General features: G+C 46.1%; 14 protein-coding genes. 12 read left to right on the top strand and 2 right to left on the bottom strand.

What is annotated here, in order from left to right; translation table 11 throughout:
• The first annotated feature begins 165 nt into the window (after positions 1 to 165).
• The 3 genes from ACFPFU_RS04145 (at position 166) to ACFPFU_RS04135 (ending at position 6,346) form a co-directional block, all read left to right on the top strand.
• Positions 166 to 1,713: a sulfatase family protein gene (locus tag ACFPFU_RS04145; RefSeq protein WP_377061807.1), complete on the top strand. Its 1,548-nt coding sequence runs from the start codon at positions 166 to 168 to the stop codon at positions 1,711 to 1,713.
• Between the two features lie 177 nt (positions 1,714 to 1,890).
• Positions 1,891 to 4,593 (top strand): PQQ-dependent sugar dehydrogenase, encoded by a 2,703-nt coding sequence (locus ACFPFU_RS04140; protein ID WP_377061805.1) that lies wholly within the window; start codon positions 1,891 to 1,893, stop codon positions 4,591 to 4,593.
• A 241-nt stretch (positions 4,594 to 4,834) separates the two neighbouring features.
• On the top strand, positions 4,835 to 6,346 hold the full coding sequence (locus ACFPFU_RS04135; protein ID WP_377061803.1) for a sulfatase: 1,512 nt from the start codon (positions 4,835 to 4,837) through the stop codon (positions 6,344 to 6,346).
• Between the two features lie 36 nt (positions 6,347 to 6,382).
• On the opposite strand, the gene ACFPFU_RS04130 is transcribed toward ACFPFU_RS04135, so the two are convergent.
• Positions 6,383 to 7,516, bottom strand: a complete 1,134-nt coding sequence (locus ACFPFU_RS04130; protein WP_377061801.1) for an aldo/keto reductase — start codon at positions 7,514 to 7,516, stop codon at positions 6,383 to 6,385.
• A 48-nt stretch (positions 7,517 to 7,564) separates the two neighbouring features.
• Positions 7,565 to 8,062: a cupin domain-containing protein gene (locus ACFPFU_RS04125; protein ID WP_377061799.1), complete on the bottom strand. Its 498-nt coding sequence runs from the start codon at positions 8,060 to 8,062 to the stop codon at positions 7,565 to 7,567.
• Positions 8,063 to 8,346: 284 nt separating this feature from the next.
• Here ACFPFU_RS04125 and ACFPFU_RS04120 point away from each other — a divergent pair, with 284 nt between their 5' ends.
• From ACFPFU_RS04120 to ACFPFU_RS04080, 9 genes are all read left to right on the top strand, one after another.
• Entirely contained in the window at positions 8,347 to 8,793 is a 447-nt protein-coding gene (locus ACFPFU_RS04120; RefSeq protein WP_377061797.1) for a nuclear transport factor 2 family protein, read from the top strand.
• A gap of 25 nt (positions 8,794 to 8,818) precedes the next feature.
• Positions 8,819 to 10,030 (top strand): hypothetical protein, encoded by a 1,212-nt coding sequence (locus ACFPFU_RS04115; RefSeq protein WP_377061795.1) that lies wholly within the window; start codon positions 8,819 to 8,821, stop codon positions 10,028 to 10,030.
• Between the two features lie 115 nt (positions 10,031 to 10,145).
• On the top strand, positions 10,146 to 11,486 hold the full coding sequence (locus tag ACFPFU_RS04110) for a nucleoside hydrolase-like domain-containing protein (RefSeq protein WP_377061793.1): 1,341 nt from the start codon (positions 10,146 to 10,148) through the stop codon (positions 11,484 to 11,486).
• A 2-nt stretch (positions 11,487 to 11,488) separates the two neighbouring features.
• The gene (locus tag ACFPFU_RS04105) at positions 11,489 to 12,913 is read left to right on the top strand and encodes a putative collagen-binding domain-containing protein (RefSeq protein ID WP_377061791.1); all 1,425 of its coding nucleotides are present in this window, start codon (positions 11,489 to 11,491) and stop codon (positions 12,911 to 12,913) included.
• A gap of 170 nt (positions 12,914 to 13,083) precedes the next feature.
• Positions 13,084 to 13,647 carry a hypothetical protein gene (locus ACFPFU_RS04100; protein WP_377061789.1) on the top strand — a complete coding sequence of 188 codons (564 nt, stop codon included), beginning with the start codon at positions 13,084 to 13,086 and terminating at the stop codon, positions 13,645 to 13,647.
• Between the two features lie 150 nt (positions 13,648 to 13,797).
• Entirely contained in the window at positions 13,798 to 15,402 is a 1,605-nt protein-coding gene (locus tag ACFPFU_RS04095; protein WP_377061787.1) for a sulfatase family protein, read from the top strand.
• A 563-nt stretch (positions 15,403 to 15,965) separates the two neighbouring features.
• The gene (locus ACFPFU_RS04090) at positions 15,966 to 16,577 is read left to right on the top strand and encodes an RNA polymerase sigma factor (RefSeq protein ID WP_377061785.1); all 612 of its coding nucleotides are present in this window, start codon (positions 15,966 to 15,968) and stop codon (positions 16,575 to 16,577) included.
• A gap of 1,403 nt (positions 16,578 to 17,980) precedes the next feature.
• Complete coding sequence (locus ACFPFU_RS04085; RefSeq protein ID WP_377061783.1) at positions 17,981 to 18,694, top strand: reverse transcriptase domain-containing protein; 714 nt, start codon at positions 17,981 to 17,983, stop codon at positions 18,692 to 18,694.
• The gene (locus ACFPFU_RS04080) at positions 18,576 to 19,175 is read left to right on the top strand and encodes a group II intron maturase-specific domain-containing protein (protein ID WP_377062237.1); all 600 of its coding nucleotides are present in this window, start codon (positions 18,576 to 18,578) and stop codon (positions 19,173 to 19,175) included. Before ACFPFU_RS04085 ends, ACFPFU_RS04080 begins: the two co-directional genes overlap by 119 nt.
• The last annotated feature ends 97 nt before the right edge of the window (positions 19,176 to 19,272 follow it).

The following is a 19,272-nucleotide window of genomic DNA, read 5'->3' as shown; positions in this document are numbered from 1 at the left end:
TCTGGTTCCAGGCATGGTTTTGAATTTTTTCGCATTCCGTTCTGAAGCACACCTTTGTTATATCCCGGACGGATCCGTTTTTAAAGCAGCTAAAATATCACGTGTTTTACCATAAATCCGGCAGGTTTTATTTAATTTCCCTTTTGATCAATAAATATTTTAAGAATGAATAAAATAGTTGCCTTCATCTGGAGTCTCCTGGTGATATTTTCCTGTAAAACTCCCGGGGAGGAATACCAAAAGCCCAACATCATCATTATTCTTTCTGATGACCACACCCAGCAGGCCATCAGTGCTTACGGAAGCACCCTGACGCAAACCCCAAATATAGACCGTATTGCTCATGAAGGGGTTATTTTTAACCGGGCTTATGTCAACAATTCTATCTGCGGACCCAGCAGGGCGGCCATTTTGACGGGGAAATACAGCCATAAAAACGGCTATAAGGACAATGAAAACTCTTTTTACGATTCCGGTCAGGACCAGTTTGTCAACCACCTGCAGGCTTACGGGTACCGGACCGCATGGATAGGCAAGTATCATTTGGGCAAGAATCCGAAAGGCTTTGATTATTGGGAAATCCTGCCAGGCCAGGGGCACTATTATAACCCTGATTTTATCCAAATGGATGGCAGTACGGTGCGAAAAGAGGGATATGTCTCCGATCTAATCCAGGATGCAGCGGAGCGTTGGTTGGATGACCGGAATGACGATAGTCCATTTTGCTTGATAGTCGGTCATAAAGCCACCCATAGGACCTGGATGCCTGATCTGGAAGATTTGGGCAGGTTTGATGATATACAATACCCCTTGCCTGATAACTTTTACGATAACTATGAAGGCCGGGAAGCGGCCAAAGTGCAGGACATGAGCATAGCGGAAACCATGCTCCTGGATTATGATCTTAAGATGTACCCGGAAGATACCAGGGACATCAATGTAACCCGCATGAACGCCGCCCAAAGAGATCAGTTTGATACCTATTACAGGGCAATACACAAGGACCTGATAAATGCAGATTTGACCGGAAAGACACTGACCGAATGGAAATTCCAACGGTATATGCGTGACTATTTGGCTACAGCCGCTTCCATGGACAGGAATATCGGCAGGTTACTGGATTATCTGGACGGGAATGGGCTGGCGGATAATACCATCGTCATTTACCTGTCGGATCAGGGGTTTTACCTGGGGGAACACGGGTGGTTTGACAAAAGATTTATGTATGAGGAGTCCTTCCGGACCCCCATGGTGATGAGGTATCCTGGCGTGATTGAGGCCGGCAGCATTTCGGATGACCTGGTGATGAATATTGACTTGGCCCCCACGATTTTGGACGCTGCCCGCATAGAGATACCAGCGGCCATGCAGGGGGAATCCTTTTTGCCGGTGTTGACCAATTCCCAGGCCAGCGGCAGGGATGCCCTGTATTACCATTATTATGAAAATGGAGAACATGCGGTTTCTCCGCATTTTGGGGTGAAAACCGATAGGTACAAACTCATGCGTTTTTATAATAGGGTGGAATCGTGGGAACTGTTTGACTTGGAAAATGACCCTTCAGAGATGAATAATGTGTATGGACAGGAAGCCTACGTGGCGGTGGAAAAGGAAATGAAGGAAAGATTGCTTGGGCTTATGGAAAAATATGAAGATGAAGAGGCAATTGAAATATTTAACCTCCCCACGGAGCTGGATATAAATAGAAAATAAATACAGGAAGCTAAAAAAATATAACGGTTGGCCCTTTCAGAAGATGGCTTTTTTGGATTTGTAGTGCTCAATGAAAAATTTTTGTTTAAAATTCTGAGGGTTAATAAATAGGGTAACTATTGTAAACCTGAAGCAAAACCCATTATATTGTTGTCCTTAAATTGATGATTGTTATACATGCGGAAATATTGGATAATTATTATCGTGGCCATCGTGGCGGCTGGGGGCTTTTACCTGACTTCCCAATTGAGGGGAAAAGGGGAGTCTGATCAGGCTTTTGATCCCTCCCGGTTACAGAAGACCGAACTGGCGGCTGGGCTGGATGAACCCATGGAGCTGGCTGTACTTCCCGATCTGAACATACTCTTTATAGAAAGAAAAGGGGCCATTAGGTTATTTTTTCCTCAAACAGAGGAGTTAAAAACCATTGCCGAACTGGAGGTATTCCACGATCTGGAGGATGGCTTGTTGGGCTTGGCCCTGGATCCGGATTATAAAGACAATCACTTTATTTATCTTTTCTACTCACCACCAGGAGACAAGCCCATTCAAAGGGTTTCCAGGTTTGTTTTTAAAGAAACGGAACTGGATAAAGCGTCAGAAAATATACTGATAGAGATTCCCACCCAAAGGGAAGAATGCTGTCATTCTGCAGGCTCACTTGCCTTTGGGCCTGATGGAACCCTTTACATCGCGGTGGGGGACAATACCAATCCCCACAATCCGGGATATTACAATTCCATAGATGAAAGGCCTGGGAGGGAATATTGGGACGCCCAGCGGACGGCCGCCAACACTGATGACCTTCGGGGCAAAATATTGCGAATCAAACCGCTGCCAGAAGGAGGCTATTCGATCCCGGAGGGTAACCTTTTTCCCGCAGACGGTTCAGGAGGAAGGCCGGAGATCTACGCCATGGGCTGCAGAAATCCTTACCGCATTACAGTGGACCAAAAAAACAACTACCTGTATTGGGGTGATGTGGGACAAAATACGGAGGACAACCCAGCCAGAGGTCCCATCAGTTATGATGAATTTCACCGGGCCACGGGTCCCGGTTTTTTTGGGTGGCCCTACTTTGCAGGTGACAATGAACCCTATGCCGATTTTGATTTTGCCACAGAAGAAATCGGACCGTTTTTTGATCCCCTACGTCCGGTAAATGATTCCCCGAATAATACGGGAAGGAGAGAATTGCCGCCTGCGCAGGGGGCACTGATATGGTATTCCTATGATTCCTCGGAGGTTTTTCCCCATTTGGGAACCGGGGGCAAATCACCGATTATAGGCCCTGTTTATTACAGCGACCTGGTAGGTCAGACCAAAGGCAAGCAGCCAGTTCAGCTCCATGAATACTTTGATGGGAAACTTTTTATCGCTGAATGGATGCGGGATTGGGTGAATGTGGTCAGTTTTCATGAAGACGGCACCATCAGGGAAATAGAGCCATTCATGGCGGAAGAGCAGTTTAACCATCCGATTGATCTGGAGCTGGGATCGGATGGAGCACTTTATGTGCTGGAATACGGCACTTTTTGGTTTTCAAAAAACCAGGATTCCAGGTTATCCAAAATTGAATATGTCTATGGCAACAGGCCTCCTGTGGCCAAAATAAAAGTGGACAAAACCGCCGGGGCCGCCCCGTTGACCGTCAGATTAAGCGCGGAGGATGCGTATGATCCCGATCAGGGTGATGAATTGAAGTTTTTGTGGACATTAAGTTCCGGAAAATTTACCTCCGAAAAAATTAACTACACCTTTGATCAACCGGGGGAGTATGAGGTTTTGTTGACCGTGGAAGATAAGGAAGGGTTTAAGTCCCAGGCGGTGACCAGCATCCTGGTGGGAAATGAACCGGCTGCGATTTCCATGACAAGCCCGGGAAATACCAGTTTTTACTGGCCCGGAGAGCCTTTTGAATATCAGATCGAAGTAGAAGACGCCGAGGATGGCAGCCTCGCTTCAGGTAGCATTTCCCCTTCATCGGTAGCCGTAAGGCAATCTTATTATAAAAATCATGCTATGTTGAAAAGAAGCATGGAAAACACGGATGAAGTTTCAGGAAACACCGCGTTTTTTGGGGGGTATGAATTGATCAACCAGAATGATTGTAAAGCCTGTCACCACATTCAGGAAAAATCCGTTGGGCCCACCTATATGGAAATTGCGGAAAGGTATCCCAATGATGATGCCTCTGTTGCCTTACTTTCCGGAAAAATCATCAAAGGGGGCAGTGGCAACTGGGGAGAAACGGCCATGTCGGCCCATCCCCAACTCAGGGAGGAGGAAGCGAGTGAAATGGTGAAATACATATTGAGCCTTGCTGAGGACAGCCGCGAGCGGGTGTCCCCAAAAGGTGCTTTTACCCCTTCCAAAACCGATAGCGGCAGTTACCTCATTTCAGCAGCCTATGAGGACCAGGGAAGTGGCGAAATCGGGCCGCTGATGGCCACGAAAGACTTTGTCATTAGGAACCACAGGATGCCGGCTGTCAGCTGTGACAGTTTTGAAGGTGTTGCGGTCTTCAATGAGGAGACAGTCAGGTTTACTGCCGATGGGGCCTATATAAAATTTGAAAATATAGATTTGACAGGTTTAAAAGAGATCTCCTATACCTACTTTTCCAGGTTGGAAGGGGTGTTGGAGTGCCGGATAGAGTCGACAACCGGTAAAACCCTCTCTACGTTTGTTTATGATCCTGAAGCAAATAAATCCATCCAGGCCGATGCAAGCAAACCGAATGATTTTACCGAATCAGGAAAATTTCCATTAGAGGATCTCAGTGGGGTGCATGACGTTTATTTTGTTTTTAAAGACAAGAGCGGTGAGGTAGGAATGTGGAATGGATTCGAGTTGGCCCATATTCATTTTCATAAATAAAAACGGCGGATTTTGGAGAAGCATTGGGAAGTGTATGGAAGGATGCTGGAGTCTGGAGGATTGCTTTAGCGTCCTAACATTCTAATTGTTAAGAAAATCCTTGCCTTTTTTCTATTTGGGATAGTTGTAAACTCCATGGATTGAACGGATTCAATACTTTATAGGCTGCAGTTCCAAATAGATTTCCAACGGAATAAAATCCGTATCATGATGGAGTAAACGTTAAATGAAAAAATCATTTATGAATTTAATCAAGAATAATTTTGTCGGCTATCAGACCATTTTGGCTGTCGTATTTGTTGTTGTCGCCACCTCGTCAGGGTTTAGCCAGGGTGTCAATCCTCCTGAAACTTCAAAAACGGGTCCCAATATTTTATTTATAGCCATTGATGACCTTAACAGCTGGATAGGCTCCATGGGAATGCATGGTCAAACCAAAACCCCGAACATAGACCGGTTGGCCCAAATGGGCGTTCTTTTTGAGAACGCCCATTGTCAGGCCCCGCTTTGTGGTCCATCCAGGGCCTCTTTGATGAGTGGACTCCGTCCGTCCACTACGGGGATTTATGGGATGATTGACGATGAAAAAATCGTTCACGACAATGCCGCTACCAAAGACGTTGTTTTCCTTCCTGAATATTTCAAAAAGGAAGGATATCACACCATGGGGATAGGGAAATTGTTTCATGAACATGCTCCTAAGGGGCAGTTTCATGATTCAGGGGGAAGGGTCAGGGGATTTGGGCCAACGCCTGAAAAAAGATTTGTTTGGGAAGGATTCGCAGGCGACAACTATGGGAGAACAGGAACCGATTGGGGCGCATATCCTATGGCCGATTCGCTGATGCCGGATTACCAGTCTGCGCAGTGGGCAGCTGAAAGGCTAAAAAGGGATTATGACCGCCCGTTTTTTCTGGCAGTAGGCTTTTTGAGGCCCCATGCACCTTGGTATGTGCCGCAGCAGTGGTTTGACCTACATCCTGTTGAAACACTTGAAATGCCTCCCTATAAACCGGACGATTTGGAAGATGTGCCGCAGGTAGCCTTAAAAATCAATGACTTACCCATGATGCCCACTACAGATTGGGCAATAGAAACCGACAACTGGAAATATATCATACAGGGTTATTTGGCCTGTATCAGCTTTGTGGATGCCCAGGTGGGCAAGTTGTTGGAAGCTTTGGAAAACAGTCCTTATGCGGACAACACGATTGTGGTATTATGGTCTGACCACGGTTATAGATTGGGCGAAAAAGGAACGTTCGCAAAACACGCCTTATGGGAAGAAGCCACCAAATCGCCCCTTATCTTTTCGGGACCTGGTATTCCGGGCGGAAAGGTGGTCGATGAACCCGTGGAACTTCTTTCAATTTATCCGACTTTGGTTGAACTCGCTTCATTGCCCAAAAACAACTTCAATGAGGGAACGAGCTTGGTTCCTTTGTTGAAAGGTACTGATGCTGAAAGGGAATGGATGGCCTTGACCACGTATGGGATGAAGAATCATGCGATCAGGACGAAAAGGTACCGTTATATTCAATACGAAGACGGAACGGAGGAATTCTATGATCATGCAAACGACCCCAATGAATGGTATAATTTGTGGGACGACGAAAAATACCTGAACATTAAAGAAGAGATTAAAAAGCATTTACCAAAGACGAACGCTCCTTGGGCCAGGCATTCTTCATATTCTTTCCAGCCTTATTTTGTGGATCAAAAGGAAAGATCTGACAAGGGCTTGATCAAGTGACGCTTCTTTGGGTGGGAACAAAATCTTTTCTGCTCTTCATGAAGGAGTAGGAGCGTGTGAAGCGATCAGCTTTCTTTCCTTGAGTTCTTCCCAGAACGCTGCCGGGATTTTTACTTTCATGGATTCCACGTTCTCCTTTGCCTGATGGGCATAACGGGTTCCCGGAATCACAGCGGATACGGTGGCCGGAGCCGCAGAAAACTGCAATGCGGCTGTCCTCAGGTCTGTCCCATGTTTTTCGGCGATTTTGCTCATTTGTTCCCTCTTCTCCATAAAGCCCTCAGGGATTTTACCCCAATAATCATAGCGGTCGATTCCCGCCAGAAAGCCGGCGTTGAGGGGTGCCCCCACTATGATGGAAATATCTCTTTCGTCGCAGATGGGGAATAACCGGTTCAGCGCACCTTCGTGGTACATGAGGGAATATTGCGTGGCCGAAAGAAAAATATCGGGGTCCGCTACCTCAATGGTTTTTAGGATCGGCTCAATTCTGTTCACTCCCAAGCCCCAGGCTTTGATCAATCCTTCTTCACGCATTCTGGTAAGCTCCTTCATGGCGCCTTTTTCGGCCACCTTAAAGAATTCCGTCCAGTTTTCTTTCATGTCCCCATTGTCCGGGGAGAGATCGTGAATGAACACGATGTCTATGCTTTCAATCCCCATGCGTTGCAGGCTGTCTTCTATGGATCTGCGTGTGCCCTCCGCACTGTAGTCATATTCATAATCAAAGGGGGAAGGGGTATTCCAGGTAGCCGTCTTGGGAGGTTTATTGGCGGCTTTTAGCAGGCGGCCTGTTTTGGTGGACAAGATATAATCTTCCCGTTTCTGGTTGTGCAGAAACCTGCCAAAGCGCCTTTCACTCAGGCCCAGCCCATACCAGGGTGAAGTGTCAAAAAGCCTTACGCCCGCATCCCATGCTGCTTCCATGGCTTCTTGGGCTTGTTCATCTGTAGTGGGGCGGAACCCGTTTCCTATCGCCACGCCTCCCAGCCCATAGGATTGGGAAGGACGGAAGTGATTGCCAAGGGGGGATGTTTTTTTAGGTTGATCCATATGAGAAGGTTTTTCCGAAAAGCTGCCTGCGGCATGAAGTGTTGGGATAACAGGGGCCATTCCAGCAGCTGCTGTGATTTTTAAACTTTTTTCTATAAAATTTCTTCTGGTAGTCATGCTGTATCTGGTTTCTTTTCTTGCTTGGGGTAAATAGAAAGCGGATTTTTATTTCCAAATGGTGACCAAGCCTGCTTCTGTCCCATATAATGGATCCGTTTCCGGGACCGGCACTGCAGCTATTTGCTTATCCGCTTGTGGGCGTTCTCCGGCTTCGCCTTTCCTCATGTCGGGTTTTAAGCCGTTAGGATAAGCCCCTACCACAGTGAAACCGTTAGTATGTGATAAACATTTGTGTGCCACGCCCGCGGGGATGATGATGACATCTCCGGCGTTTACCTGCACCTCTTTTCCATTGTCCCCTCCAAGAAGCAGTAAAGCGGATCCTTTGAACACGCCCAGGACTTCATGGGTATTGCTGTGATAGTGATGGAAAGGATAAACACCCCACCGCCAGCCGTTTGTCCAGTTGTTGGATGAAAATTTTGATTCCAACCATTCCGCGGCCTGCTCTCCGGTATGGGAGAAAACATCCCGGTACAGCAAAAGGGGGCGGTGGCTGTTGGGAATCACGCCGTCGTCATCAAAATATAGTTTTTCTGGCAATTTCAAGAGTCCGGTTAATTTGAGATTTAGAGGTGCTGTTGCCAGCGAAGTTACATAAATCCACTTTCTTTAGCAAAAGTGAAGCGGATCTCCTTGCCCTCAATTATGTTGGAATTCTTGTTAATAAAGAGATTATTTAGGTAATTACCATACAGTCGGAGCTTTAGCCGGCAAATCACCATCTGGTTTTTCCGCCTTTCCGGTTTTAAGAACACAACGGAAGCCTAAACTGGGAATTCCGATGGGTATTTGATTAAATACTATTAAAATAACCTATGCAAATCATGTTCAAATATGCATTTTTATGCTTAATCATATTGGGTTTTTGCCAATGTGCAGGTCCCGGCACACAAAACAGTACTTCCAAGGAGGATATACTCAGCATAGAACAAAAAAGATTTAAAGCCATTGTAGATAGAGATGTGAGCCATCTAGAAGCGGTGATGGCTGATGACCTTTATTATTTACATTCCAATGGTGAAGTAGATACCAAAGAAAGTTACATCAAATCAATAGCCGATGGCAGCAGGGCCTATGATGATATTTCGATTGATGATGCCGAAATAAGGATATATGACAATACCGCCATAATAAATGGGATCTGCACCTATTACCGGAAGCATCCTGACGGCAGTCCGAATAACCTGCGATTAAAATACACCAATGTCTATGTGGAAATTGCTGGCGATTGGAAAATGGTGAGTTGGCAATCTTTGAGGATGGACCCGTGATTGATTTTGGTTTATGAAGATGCCCATGTTTCCCAACAAACTTTTCCTATTCCTGATTATCCCGATGTTGTTTTTTGGGGGGCATCTGTGGTCCCAAGACAGGGGGGAAGTGGGGACTTACAAGGATAAATTTATCTGGACAGGAACAGGCAAAGCCTTTGTTCCAAATTATATGATGATCGATGTTTTGGGCAAAGGCCTGCATGAGATCAGCGAGACAGACATGGATTTCTTCGTAGCGGAATTTATGGAGGGACATGGTTTCAACGGGGTCCATGTTCCCGTCTTTGGAAGGTGGTTTCATATTGAAGATAACAGGGTGACAGCTGCAGATTCTGTTCCTGACGCCCGGACTTTTGAAAAGCTTGAAATGATCATTCGGAAAGTATATCAGGCAGGTGGATCCACCTACCTATGGATGTGGGGGGATGCCGAGCGTGGCTGGACTTCCAAAAGCAGCCGGGATGGGATCATGGGCCTTCAGGAACGGCAGCTGCTGGATCAAATTGCGGAAAAGCTGGGCCCTGTAAAAGGTTGGATGTTGGGATACGGATTTGATCTATGGGAATGGGTTTCGGAAGAGGAGCTGAAAACATGGCGTGACTATCTTTGGAGCAAACCGGATTGGAACCACCTGCTGGCTGCCAGGGCATCCAAAAACAAATTGGACCAAATATACGAAGGCCTTGACTTCTCCGACTACGAATACCACAAACCCTGGTATGATGATTTGGTAGCAATGAAGCAGGCAAGGCCTCAGAAGCCCTCATTTTCAGGGGACAGGTACAGGGTAAGAAACAATCCTCCAAGCAAGTGGCCGGAAAAAGATTATAATGAAGAGGAAACCCGTCGGGGTCTGTGGCAGCACACCATGGCAGGTGGAATTGGTGCAATCTGGGGCAATTTGGATGGTGACGGCAGGTATGGCAATAAAGAGCAAATCAAATGCTTCTTTGTGTTTTGGGCCGATAAAAACAGGTTTCGCAGTGATATGGAAGTAGATAATTCACTAAGTGATGGATTTGGTTTGAGAAGCGGGAACGAGTTGCTGGTTTATTATAAGGAAGAAACCAGAAAAATAAAGTATAATCTGGTAGGGGGACCCAAAAAAGTAGTTGCAGTGGACGCCAGAAAAAGCTATGAAGAGATTGAATTGGGTATTAAAGAGAATGGGGATCATGTCTTTAGCGCACCCTATACGTCCGATTGGGTTTTGGCGGTTGAGGATGAAAATTAGCTGCTGGGATCTGTTTCATGAAAGGTGCCAACTCTTGCCGTTAAACACGATGTGTCCCAGGTTGCTGCCGCAATACCTTGTTTTTTTCAGTGTAAAAATATAACCAAGCGGGAATATGCAGAAACACTTCTTTTTATGGGCATTATGGGTATTTGGCTTGCCTCTTTTGTCTTTGGCCCAGGACAAACCGCAAATCATTGTACTGACCGATATCGGTGGGGATACGGATGATGAGCAGAGCCTTGCCAGGTTTCTGTATTATGCCGACCATTTTGATATCAAAGGCTTGTGTGCAACAAGCAGGCTCGGACACGGACAGGATACCAAGCCGGAAATCATCCATTCACAGCTACAGGCATACCGGGAAGTATACCCAAATCTCTTGCTCCATTCCCAAGATTTTCCTGACCCGGATCAACTTGAACGCTTGGTCAAAAATGGACAGGGGGACCATAAATCCCTAGGTGAGGGCCATGATACGGAAGCTTCCGACCATATTATCCAGGTGATTGATGGGACGGACCACACGGTGCACATTGCCGTATGGGGAGGGCTTCGTGAGTTGGCCCAAGCCTTGTGGAAAGTAAAAGAAAATAGAAATAGCGAGCAGTTGGAGGCTTTCTGTAAAAAAATACAGGTGCATGCCATTGGTGACCAGGACGGTCACAGGGATTATATGCTTAAAGAGTTCAAAGATGTGAAATTTATTGCCAATGGTTTTGCTTGGTACGGTTTTGCAGGTGTTAGGGAACTGTCTGCTTTCAGGGGCATGTATATGACCGGTGACGTGAGTATGCAGGATGGAGACTGGGTGAGGACGGAGATTCATGGAAACGGACCTTTGAGCGAAAAATACCAATTGCACGGACATGGCACCGATGGTATGAAGGAAGGTGACACACCCTCATTTTTGGGTTTATTGGAGAATGGATTGAACGTTCCTGAAAAACCGGAATATGGAGGGTGGGGAGGCAGGTACCGTTGGTTGAACAACCATTTATATATTGATGTGCCGGATTTCCTTGAAGGAAAGCTCAATGAAAGGCATACCGTGGCCCGCTGGCGATCTGCTTTTCAACGGGATTTTATGGCAAGGGTAAAATGGGCCACCATGTCTTTCGCGGAAGCCAATCACAATCCTGTGGTGATCATCAATGGCGGTAAAAGTACTTTTCCTTTGGAACTGGAAGCCAAAGCAGGTGAGCGTGTAGTCCTGGACGCCTCCCAAAGTTCAGACCCGGATGGGGACGCATTGGAATTTCATTGGTTTGTATATGATGAAATTTTCCGGGCATCTGAGCCTATCAGGTTTGAAATGGAAAATCAAGGGGCCAAGGCTTCATTTAAAATGCCAGAATTACCCAAAGGTGAAAAAATCCATATCATTGCAGAAGTCACTGATAATGGACAACCTGCCATGACAAGGTATAGAAGAATCATTTTAACCACTTTATAATTATGGAACAAGGAAATACAAGGTTGTCTAAATGTTTATTATACCCGTTTATCCTACTCATCGGTTTCGCGGGATTTTCCTGCAATCCGGCTCACCAGCAGGAGGAACTGGTGGATGTATTTATTAAACCTTGGGCGGACAATCCCTATTATTGGGAATATAAAAGCCAGCCCGTCCTTTTGCTGGGGGCTACCGATAATGACAATCTGTTTCAGAACAAAAACCTGAAATCCCATTTGGACAGCTTGCAGGCTATCGGCGGAAATTATGTCCGAAATACGATGAGTGACCGTGACACGGGCGACTTACGTGCCTTTGCCCAAAATGAAGCGGGGAAATACGATCTTGATAAATGGAATGAGCGTTACTGGGAAAGTTTTGAAAACCTCCTTAAATGGGCAGAAGAGCGCGATATCATTGTCCAGATAGAAATATGGGACAGGTTTGATCATTCCAGAGACGAATGGATCACGGACCCTTATAATCCAAAAAACAACATCAATTATACCTATGATGAAGCAAGGTTGGACAGCATCTATCCGGATCACCCGGGAAGTAATAAACAGCCGTTTTTCTTTACCGTTCCAGACTTGGACAATAACGAAGTTCTGTTGGCTTACCAGCAGGCTTTCGTGCGAAAATTACTGTCAATTTCCTTGAAATACGGCAATGTACTTTACTGTATAGATAATGAAACCAGCGGTATGGAAGAATGGGCGGTCTATTGGGCAGGTTTTGTGAAGGAAATAGCGGCGGAAGAACGGATTTATATCACCGAGATGTGGGACGATTGGGACGTCACTTCTCGCATGCACAAGCGGACCCTGGACCATCCTGGGAGGTATGATTTCATAGATATTGCCCAAAACAGCCATAAAACCGGACAAGAAAACTGGGACAACGCCCAGTATGTGTTTGATTATATCAAAAAAAATCCCAGACCCGTCAACAGCACCAAGATTTACGGCAGTGATGCTCATGAGGCATGGTTGTTCAGGGGCATGACCACCAAGCACGCGTTTGATACTTTTTTCAGGAATATTTTGGGAGGGTTTGCTTCCAGCAGGTTCCACCGCCCACCCCATGGACTCGGCATGAGTGAGTTGTCCATCAATGCCATCAAAACCATTCGTAAAGTTGAAGAAAAAGTTAAGATGTGGGAAGTTGAGCCTCAAATGGAACTTTTGACTGATTTGTCTCCAAATGAAGCTTATGTGGCTGCCAAGGCAGGTGAAAAATATATTGTGTTTTTTCCACAAGAAGGGGAGGTGTCGTTGAACATGGCTGAGGCATCGGGAAATTTTGAATTGTCCTGGATTGATGCCACCACTGGGGAATGGCTGGCCGTAGAAGAAATAGCCGCCGGAGAAATCAGCCTTTCTCCTCCTGTCGATCATGGAAGCATAGGGGTTATGGTCAAGAAATGAACCTCAATAATTGTCGAAGCACAATTGGAAGTGTTTTTTTATAAAATGTATTGTTGCTACTTTTTTATAAAATGCGCTTTAATTTCATAAAATTTCATTTAAAAATTCATTTTTTAAAATTTCTATTATTATATTAGGTTAAATTTATTTTAACCTAAAATACAGCGATTATGGGAGTTCCAATTATTTCAAATGTTGTGAATGGCATTAAGGGAGGCGTTAAAGCCACTTTGAAAGGTTCGGCCGATACAGGCAGCGTAGTGGCCAAAACCGTTAAAGATGTAACGGTTACAACACTTAAGGGTACCGGTGAACTGGTAGTTAAAGGGCTTCAGGTACCGGCCTCCATTGTTTCCGGCGCTATATCCGGCGTGGCGGATATAGGCGTATCCGTGGTCAACTCAGTAAAGGGAATCGTAAACGGCACCATCCAGGGAGCAATGGACTCCGGTGTGAGCCAAAAAGATGCTGTCCAGGGCAGCGTCCGCAAAGCCGTAGAAGCGGGCAAGGACTTGGGAGAGGACGTATCCGAGGTGGCGGTGGAAGCCGTAAAAGGTGCTGTCAATGGTGTTAAACAAGTAGGTGGCGACACTGTGGGTGCCGCGAAGGATGCTATAGTTGCTGCTATTGATGCTGCCAAGGAAATCGGTGACGAAACAGTTAATTCAGTAAAAAAGGCGCTTCACAGCAGTGTAGACGGTGCCAAAGATATCCTCAATGAGATCAAAGCATAAGTGATCTAATGGGCTTGCCCTTCTAGTAGTCAAAAGACATGCCTAAAGAAGTAACAGGCATGTCTTTTTTGTTTAGTTCCGTACCCGCTTGTAATTCGCCCGTTTTCCAATTATCTTAAAGTCAAAACCGCAAATCACCACCATATATAGATGAAAAAGATCAATTTAATTCTTGTTTTGACCTTAGTGATACCCTTGGGATTGTTTTCATGTCAATCGCGAGAGGAAGGAACAGATGCGGCTGATCCCAGGAAAACCCTTAGCCTGAAAGACCTCCGGAACGGTGAAAAGCCCAGAAACGTCATTTTTATTCTCAGCGACGATCACCGTTTTGATTTCATGGGGTTCACAGGGAAAATCCCTTGGCTGGAAACCCCCAATATGGACAGGATGGCGGCCGAAGGTGCCCATTTTCCCAATGCATTTGTCACCACTTCACTTTGTTCTCCCAGCCGGGCTTCCATCCTCACAGGGCTGTTTTCCCACAGTCACACCGTAGTGGACAATGTGGCCCCTGTTCCGGAGGACCTGGTGTTTTTCCCGCAATATTTACAAAATGCCGGCTATGAAACCGCTTTTTTTGGCAAGTGGCATATGGGGAATGATGAAGACGATCCCCGGCCGGGCTTTGACCATTGGGAGAGTTTCCGCGGCCAGGGCGTCTATTACAACCCTACTTTGAATATCAACGGTGAAAGGGTAAGTTATGGGGACAGCACCTACATTACAGATCTTTTGACCGAACACGCGCTGGATTGGCTAAAACAGCGGAACAGTGACAAGCCTTATTTTCTGTATCTTTCTCACAAAGCCGTTCATGCAGAATTTGCCCCTGCCAAAAGACATTTCAAGGAATATGAAAATAAGGAATTGGTCATCCCGCCTTCCTTCAATACTTCTGCGCAAGATGTGACCGGCAAAAGAAGGGATGGAAGCCAAACCCTGATGCGGGAAGGGCCGACCCCGGAGCCTTATTCCGGAGAGGACTATTATGGGGAAGGCAGAATGCCCGACTGGCAAAAAATGCAAAGGGAAGGATGGCATGGTGTGGATTATATGTATCATGGTAAAATAGACTTTGCTGATTTCTATAGAAGGTATTGTGAGACCCTTCTTGGCGTGGATGAAAGTATAGGTGCTGTACTGGATTATCTCGACGAAATCGGTGAAGCCGAATCCACCCTGGTAATATATATGGGTGACAATGGTTTTTCATTTGGCGAACATGGATTGATCGATAAGCGACATTTTTATGAGGAATCGGTAAAGGTGCCTTTCCTGGCCCGGTGCCCTGAGATTTTCCCAGGGGGTAAAACCATAGAAAAAATGGTTCAGAACATCGATATCGCCCCAACTGTCCTGGAAATGGCAGGACTGGAAAAACCGGATTATATGCATGGATTTTCTTTCATTCCCCTGTTGAAAGGAGAAGAAGTGGAATGGCGGGATAGGATTTATTATGAATACTACTGGGAGTATGATTTTCCCCATACGCCTACCATGCACGGCGTGAGAACGGACCGGTACAAGTATATCCGCTACCACGGCATCTGGGATACCAACGAGTTTTACGATCTTTTGGAAGACCCGTATGAGATGAACAACCTGATAGAAAGCCAGGAGCATCAGGAATTAATCCAGGAGTTGGCGCATGACGTTTATGATTGGCTGGAGGATACCGATGGCATGCAGATACCGTTAAAACGGACCGTCAAAAGCCGCTACGGGGACCACAGAAACCGTGGAGTGCATTAATAATATTCGGTAGTTAAGTATGATATCACAATATAGTGAAACAACTATTTTTACAGTCATAAAAGTCGTCAGACTTTTCATTTCATGTGTTTATATTTTCTTTTCAGCGGTCACATGCTTGCGTGCCCTAATGTACTTCAGCATGCAGGCATGGAATCTCGCATGTTTTCCCCGATAGCTATCGGGGCTATCGGGGCATCCCACTGTGTGACGACCTCGTCATGCTTGATTTCATCTGTTTATATTTTGTTTTTCAATGGTCAGATGGTCCCGAGAGCTTTCGGGACGATGACAAACCCCGAAAGTTTTCGGGGCATTGCCCTGCCTGCGGGCCGTACTGCCCTTCGGCAGGCAGGCCTGTGTGTCTAATGATTATTTTAGCCATGTCAATTTCACAAGGTTATTTATGGGAAATGAAAGGTTTATGCCGTTGTTGGGAGATGAAAAGCATTTTTTTTACGCTATATCTTGTTTTTTACCCTTTGTGTAACATTAAATTTGGTCTTGTTATTTTTTTTCATTATAATTATGAAACAACTATGATCTAACCCAAATAACCTTGTATGACCCGTGAGTCGGTCTCAAAAATTTTAAGCCAGGAGAGCAGTGCCGAGGAACTCTGGATGGCACTCAAATCCGGGGACGAGTATGCGCTGGAACGGTTGTATAGGGTATATAGCAAGACTTTATTCCAACTGGGAATATCCATTACCGGCGACCCTGATTTTGTGCAGGATTGCGTTCAGGAACTTTTCATCGATTTGTGGAAGTATCGCGAAAATGTAAAAAAGACCGATAACGTTAAGTTGTACCTTTTTAAGTCCCTTTCCAATAAGATCAATAAAGAGAAAAAGCGCTTGAACAGGTGGAATGCCAGGCAACTGAAAGCCATAGAAGGACTTCCCCAATACTTGGAAAGCGTAGAAACCAAGCTCGTTAATATCCAAAGGGAAGAGTTGCTCCAAAAGAAATTGGCCAGGGCGCTGAATGAACTTCCCGTGAGGCAAAACGAGGTCATCCAGTATTTATTCTTTGAGAACTTTTCTTATGAGGACACCGCCAAGCTGATGGGCATCAACCTCCGTTCGGTTTATACCTTGGCCTGGAAAGCCCTATCAAACTTGAAAAAGTCGGTTTTGATGCTGGTTTTTCTTCTTGCGGGAATAGCATCATAATAGTTAAGGCCTGCTTAAAAAACAGATCTATTATAATATCGTCGATACGACATTTTGATATGGTAATGTATTAACCCAGCCTCGCTTGAAACCTACAGTTATCAGATCGTTCGTTCCTATGGGACTTACAGGGAGTTTGAGTTCCAAGAGAGCTTTTTTTTTGTTCGATTTAATATGAAAAAGTAGGATTAGGCCTACCAATGACAATATCTTCCACCTGCCCCTACCCCTAACACAGAATGCCCGCACCGTCAGCCCGAACCCGGATCAACAAAGGGTAATCTGTGCTTTAACGTAAATGTATATACGGGTTAAACACGGATAAAACACGGATAAAACACTGATTTGAATCTACTCAGAGAGAACGCAGCATGCCCTCAAACCCTACTCAGCATGGGCGGAGAATGGGGAGACAGTGGGAACATACTGGAAATACCATTGGACCTAAACCGACATGGCTAAACAACAGGAATACTTAAGCTGACAGGCAACATATCTTTTCGGTCTATGGACGGAAAAATAAGGTTTCCAGCCATGAACGAAGCGGGAAAGGTATGGGGAGATTTGGCGAAGTTTTTTATCGGTTATGCGGCATTGGGTGTTTCGGGGTTCCGACGAATTTTTGTCCACGAATTAGCGCGGAGGATGGGGATAGTATGGTTGAAATTATCATTTAGGGAGACGATTCAGCAACCTGAATCATTTCATGAAATCCGTGTCAACCGTGCCTCGCCGGCAGGCGGGTCAGTGAAATTCGGTGCGCCACGAGGCGTGTGTATATATATTAGTAAACCTAGTGAGATGAAAGTTCTTGCCAATTAAATTTGCCGTTCGGGTTGAAGTTCGTCTGACACTTTGGGCGGAAACAAACACTGTGAAGCTCAGACAGAACGGTCCCGTAAGCTGTTCCAGTCAAGCTTCGTTACGCTTTGGTATTGGCCATCCTCTCGGATATGGTGAAGCTTGCCACACCTACGGAAGCAACGGCAACATGCACGTCGGTGGATACCCGGAGTATTATGGGGTTGCGTGCGGGACAAGGTTGCACATGAACCCCGATATTCGGGGCAGGCAGTGGGATCCCCTAACGGCGGTCGCGTCCCGACCGGCCGAGGGAGTCGGAGATGTCCATAGTAGTGCCTGACCCACGGAAAGGTAAAAGCGTGGTTAGCGAAGGGACATTGCTAAGGATAATGTTTTCAGGGGACAAAACCGGATAAAATTGATGAACCATCATTAAGAAAATCGGAGCAGGGGAACAGCTGGAGCTGATAAAAAGGCGTCGCAGCGAAATTCCCGATGCGGAAAGGGTTTCGGCCTTACAGGGAAAACTATATCAAAAAGCCAAACAGGAAAAGGGATACAGGTTTTATGTACTGTACGACAAAATGTTCATTCCGTACATGCTTCGGGAAGCATGGAAAAAGGTCAGGGCAAACGCAGGCTCGCCCGGCATAGACGGGGCGGGTCTAAAGGACATAGAGGCCTATGGCATCGATGCCTATCTCACGGAGATAGGGGAAGAGCTGAGGAAGCGTACCTACAGACCAAAGGCCGTGAAAAGGGTGATGATTCCCAAGGCCAATGGAGGTATGAGACCTCTGGGCATTCCTACTATCAAGGACAGGATAGTCCAGACCGTTCGCAAAATGATCCTTGAACCTATTTTCGAAGCAGACTTTGAGGAAAGCTCACACGGATTCAGGCCCAAAAGGGATGCAAAGGGGGCCATGAGGATGATAAGGGAAAACTTGGCGAACGGCAAGACGGAAGTTTTTGACGCAGACCTGAGCAGATACTTTGACACCATTTCCCATGAAAAGCTCATGACAGCGCTGAAGTTACGGATAATGGCCCCCCGTATGCTGGACCTGATAAAGGGATGGCTAAAGGTGCCGGTATTCGAGGACGGGCAGTTCAAAGGCGGGAAGGAGCAAAAGATGGGAACACCTCAGGGTGGGACAATATCCCCTTCCGGCCAACATCTACCTGCATCTTCTGGACAAGATAGTCAACAATACAAGAAGTCTGTTTCACAGGTACGGAGTAAAGATAGTGAGATATGCGGACGACTTTGTCCTGATGGGCAGAAGCCTGCCCGTGGAAGTGAAGGCTAAACTGGAAAATCTCCCTGAAAGAATGGGATTGGCCCTCAATGCCGAAAAGACCCACCATATCGATGCACGTAAGAAGAGCTTTGACTTTCTTGGCTTCACGGTCAGGTACAGCAGAGACCTTTTTGTTAAGGGCAGACGGTACTGGGAGGCTTTTCCAAGCAAAAGGGCAGAACAGAAAATCAGGGAGAAAATCCACGGATACCTGAAAACACACGGGTACAGCTCAGCCGAGAAAGTGTCAGAAGACCTGAATGCCATGCTCAGGGGATGGCTCAACTATTTTGAAATACCAAAGGTAAGTTATACCAAAATGGCAAAAAGAAGGCTCCGGTATTTTCTGTCCACAAGTCTTTACCGCTACTACAACCGAAAGAGCCAAAGAAAGAGCAGGCTTTACGGACAACAAGCCTTTGAGGTCTTGACCGCCAGATACGGACTGATAGACCCGACAAAATACTCTCTTGGTTTGAATAAGCTGTGAAAGCTTCAGAAGAAGTTCTTAGGAAAGCCGTATACGGGAAAACTGCACGTACGGTTTGAAGAGGGGGCACGTCAGGAGTTACGTTTCCTGACGGCTC

It is taken from the genome of Negadavirga shengliensis (genome assembly GCF_042652345.1).
In the GTDB taxonomy this organism is placed as follows: Bacteria; Bacteroidota; Bacteroidia; order Cytophagales; family Cyclobacteriaceae; genus Negadavirga; species Negadavirga shengliensis.
The sequence above is the reverse complement of the archived record's forward strand: the minus strand, read 5'-3'. Positions and strand labels throughout refer to the sequence as shown.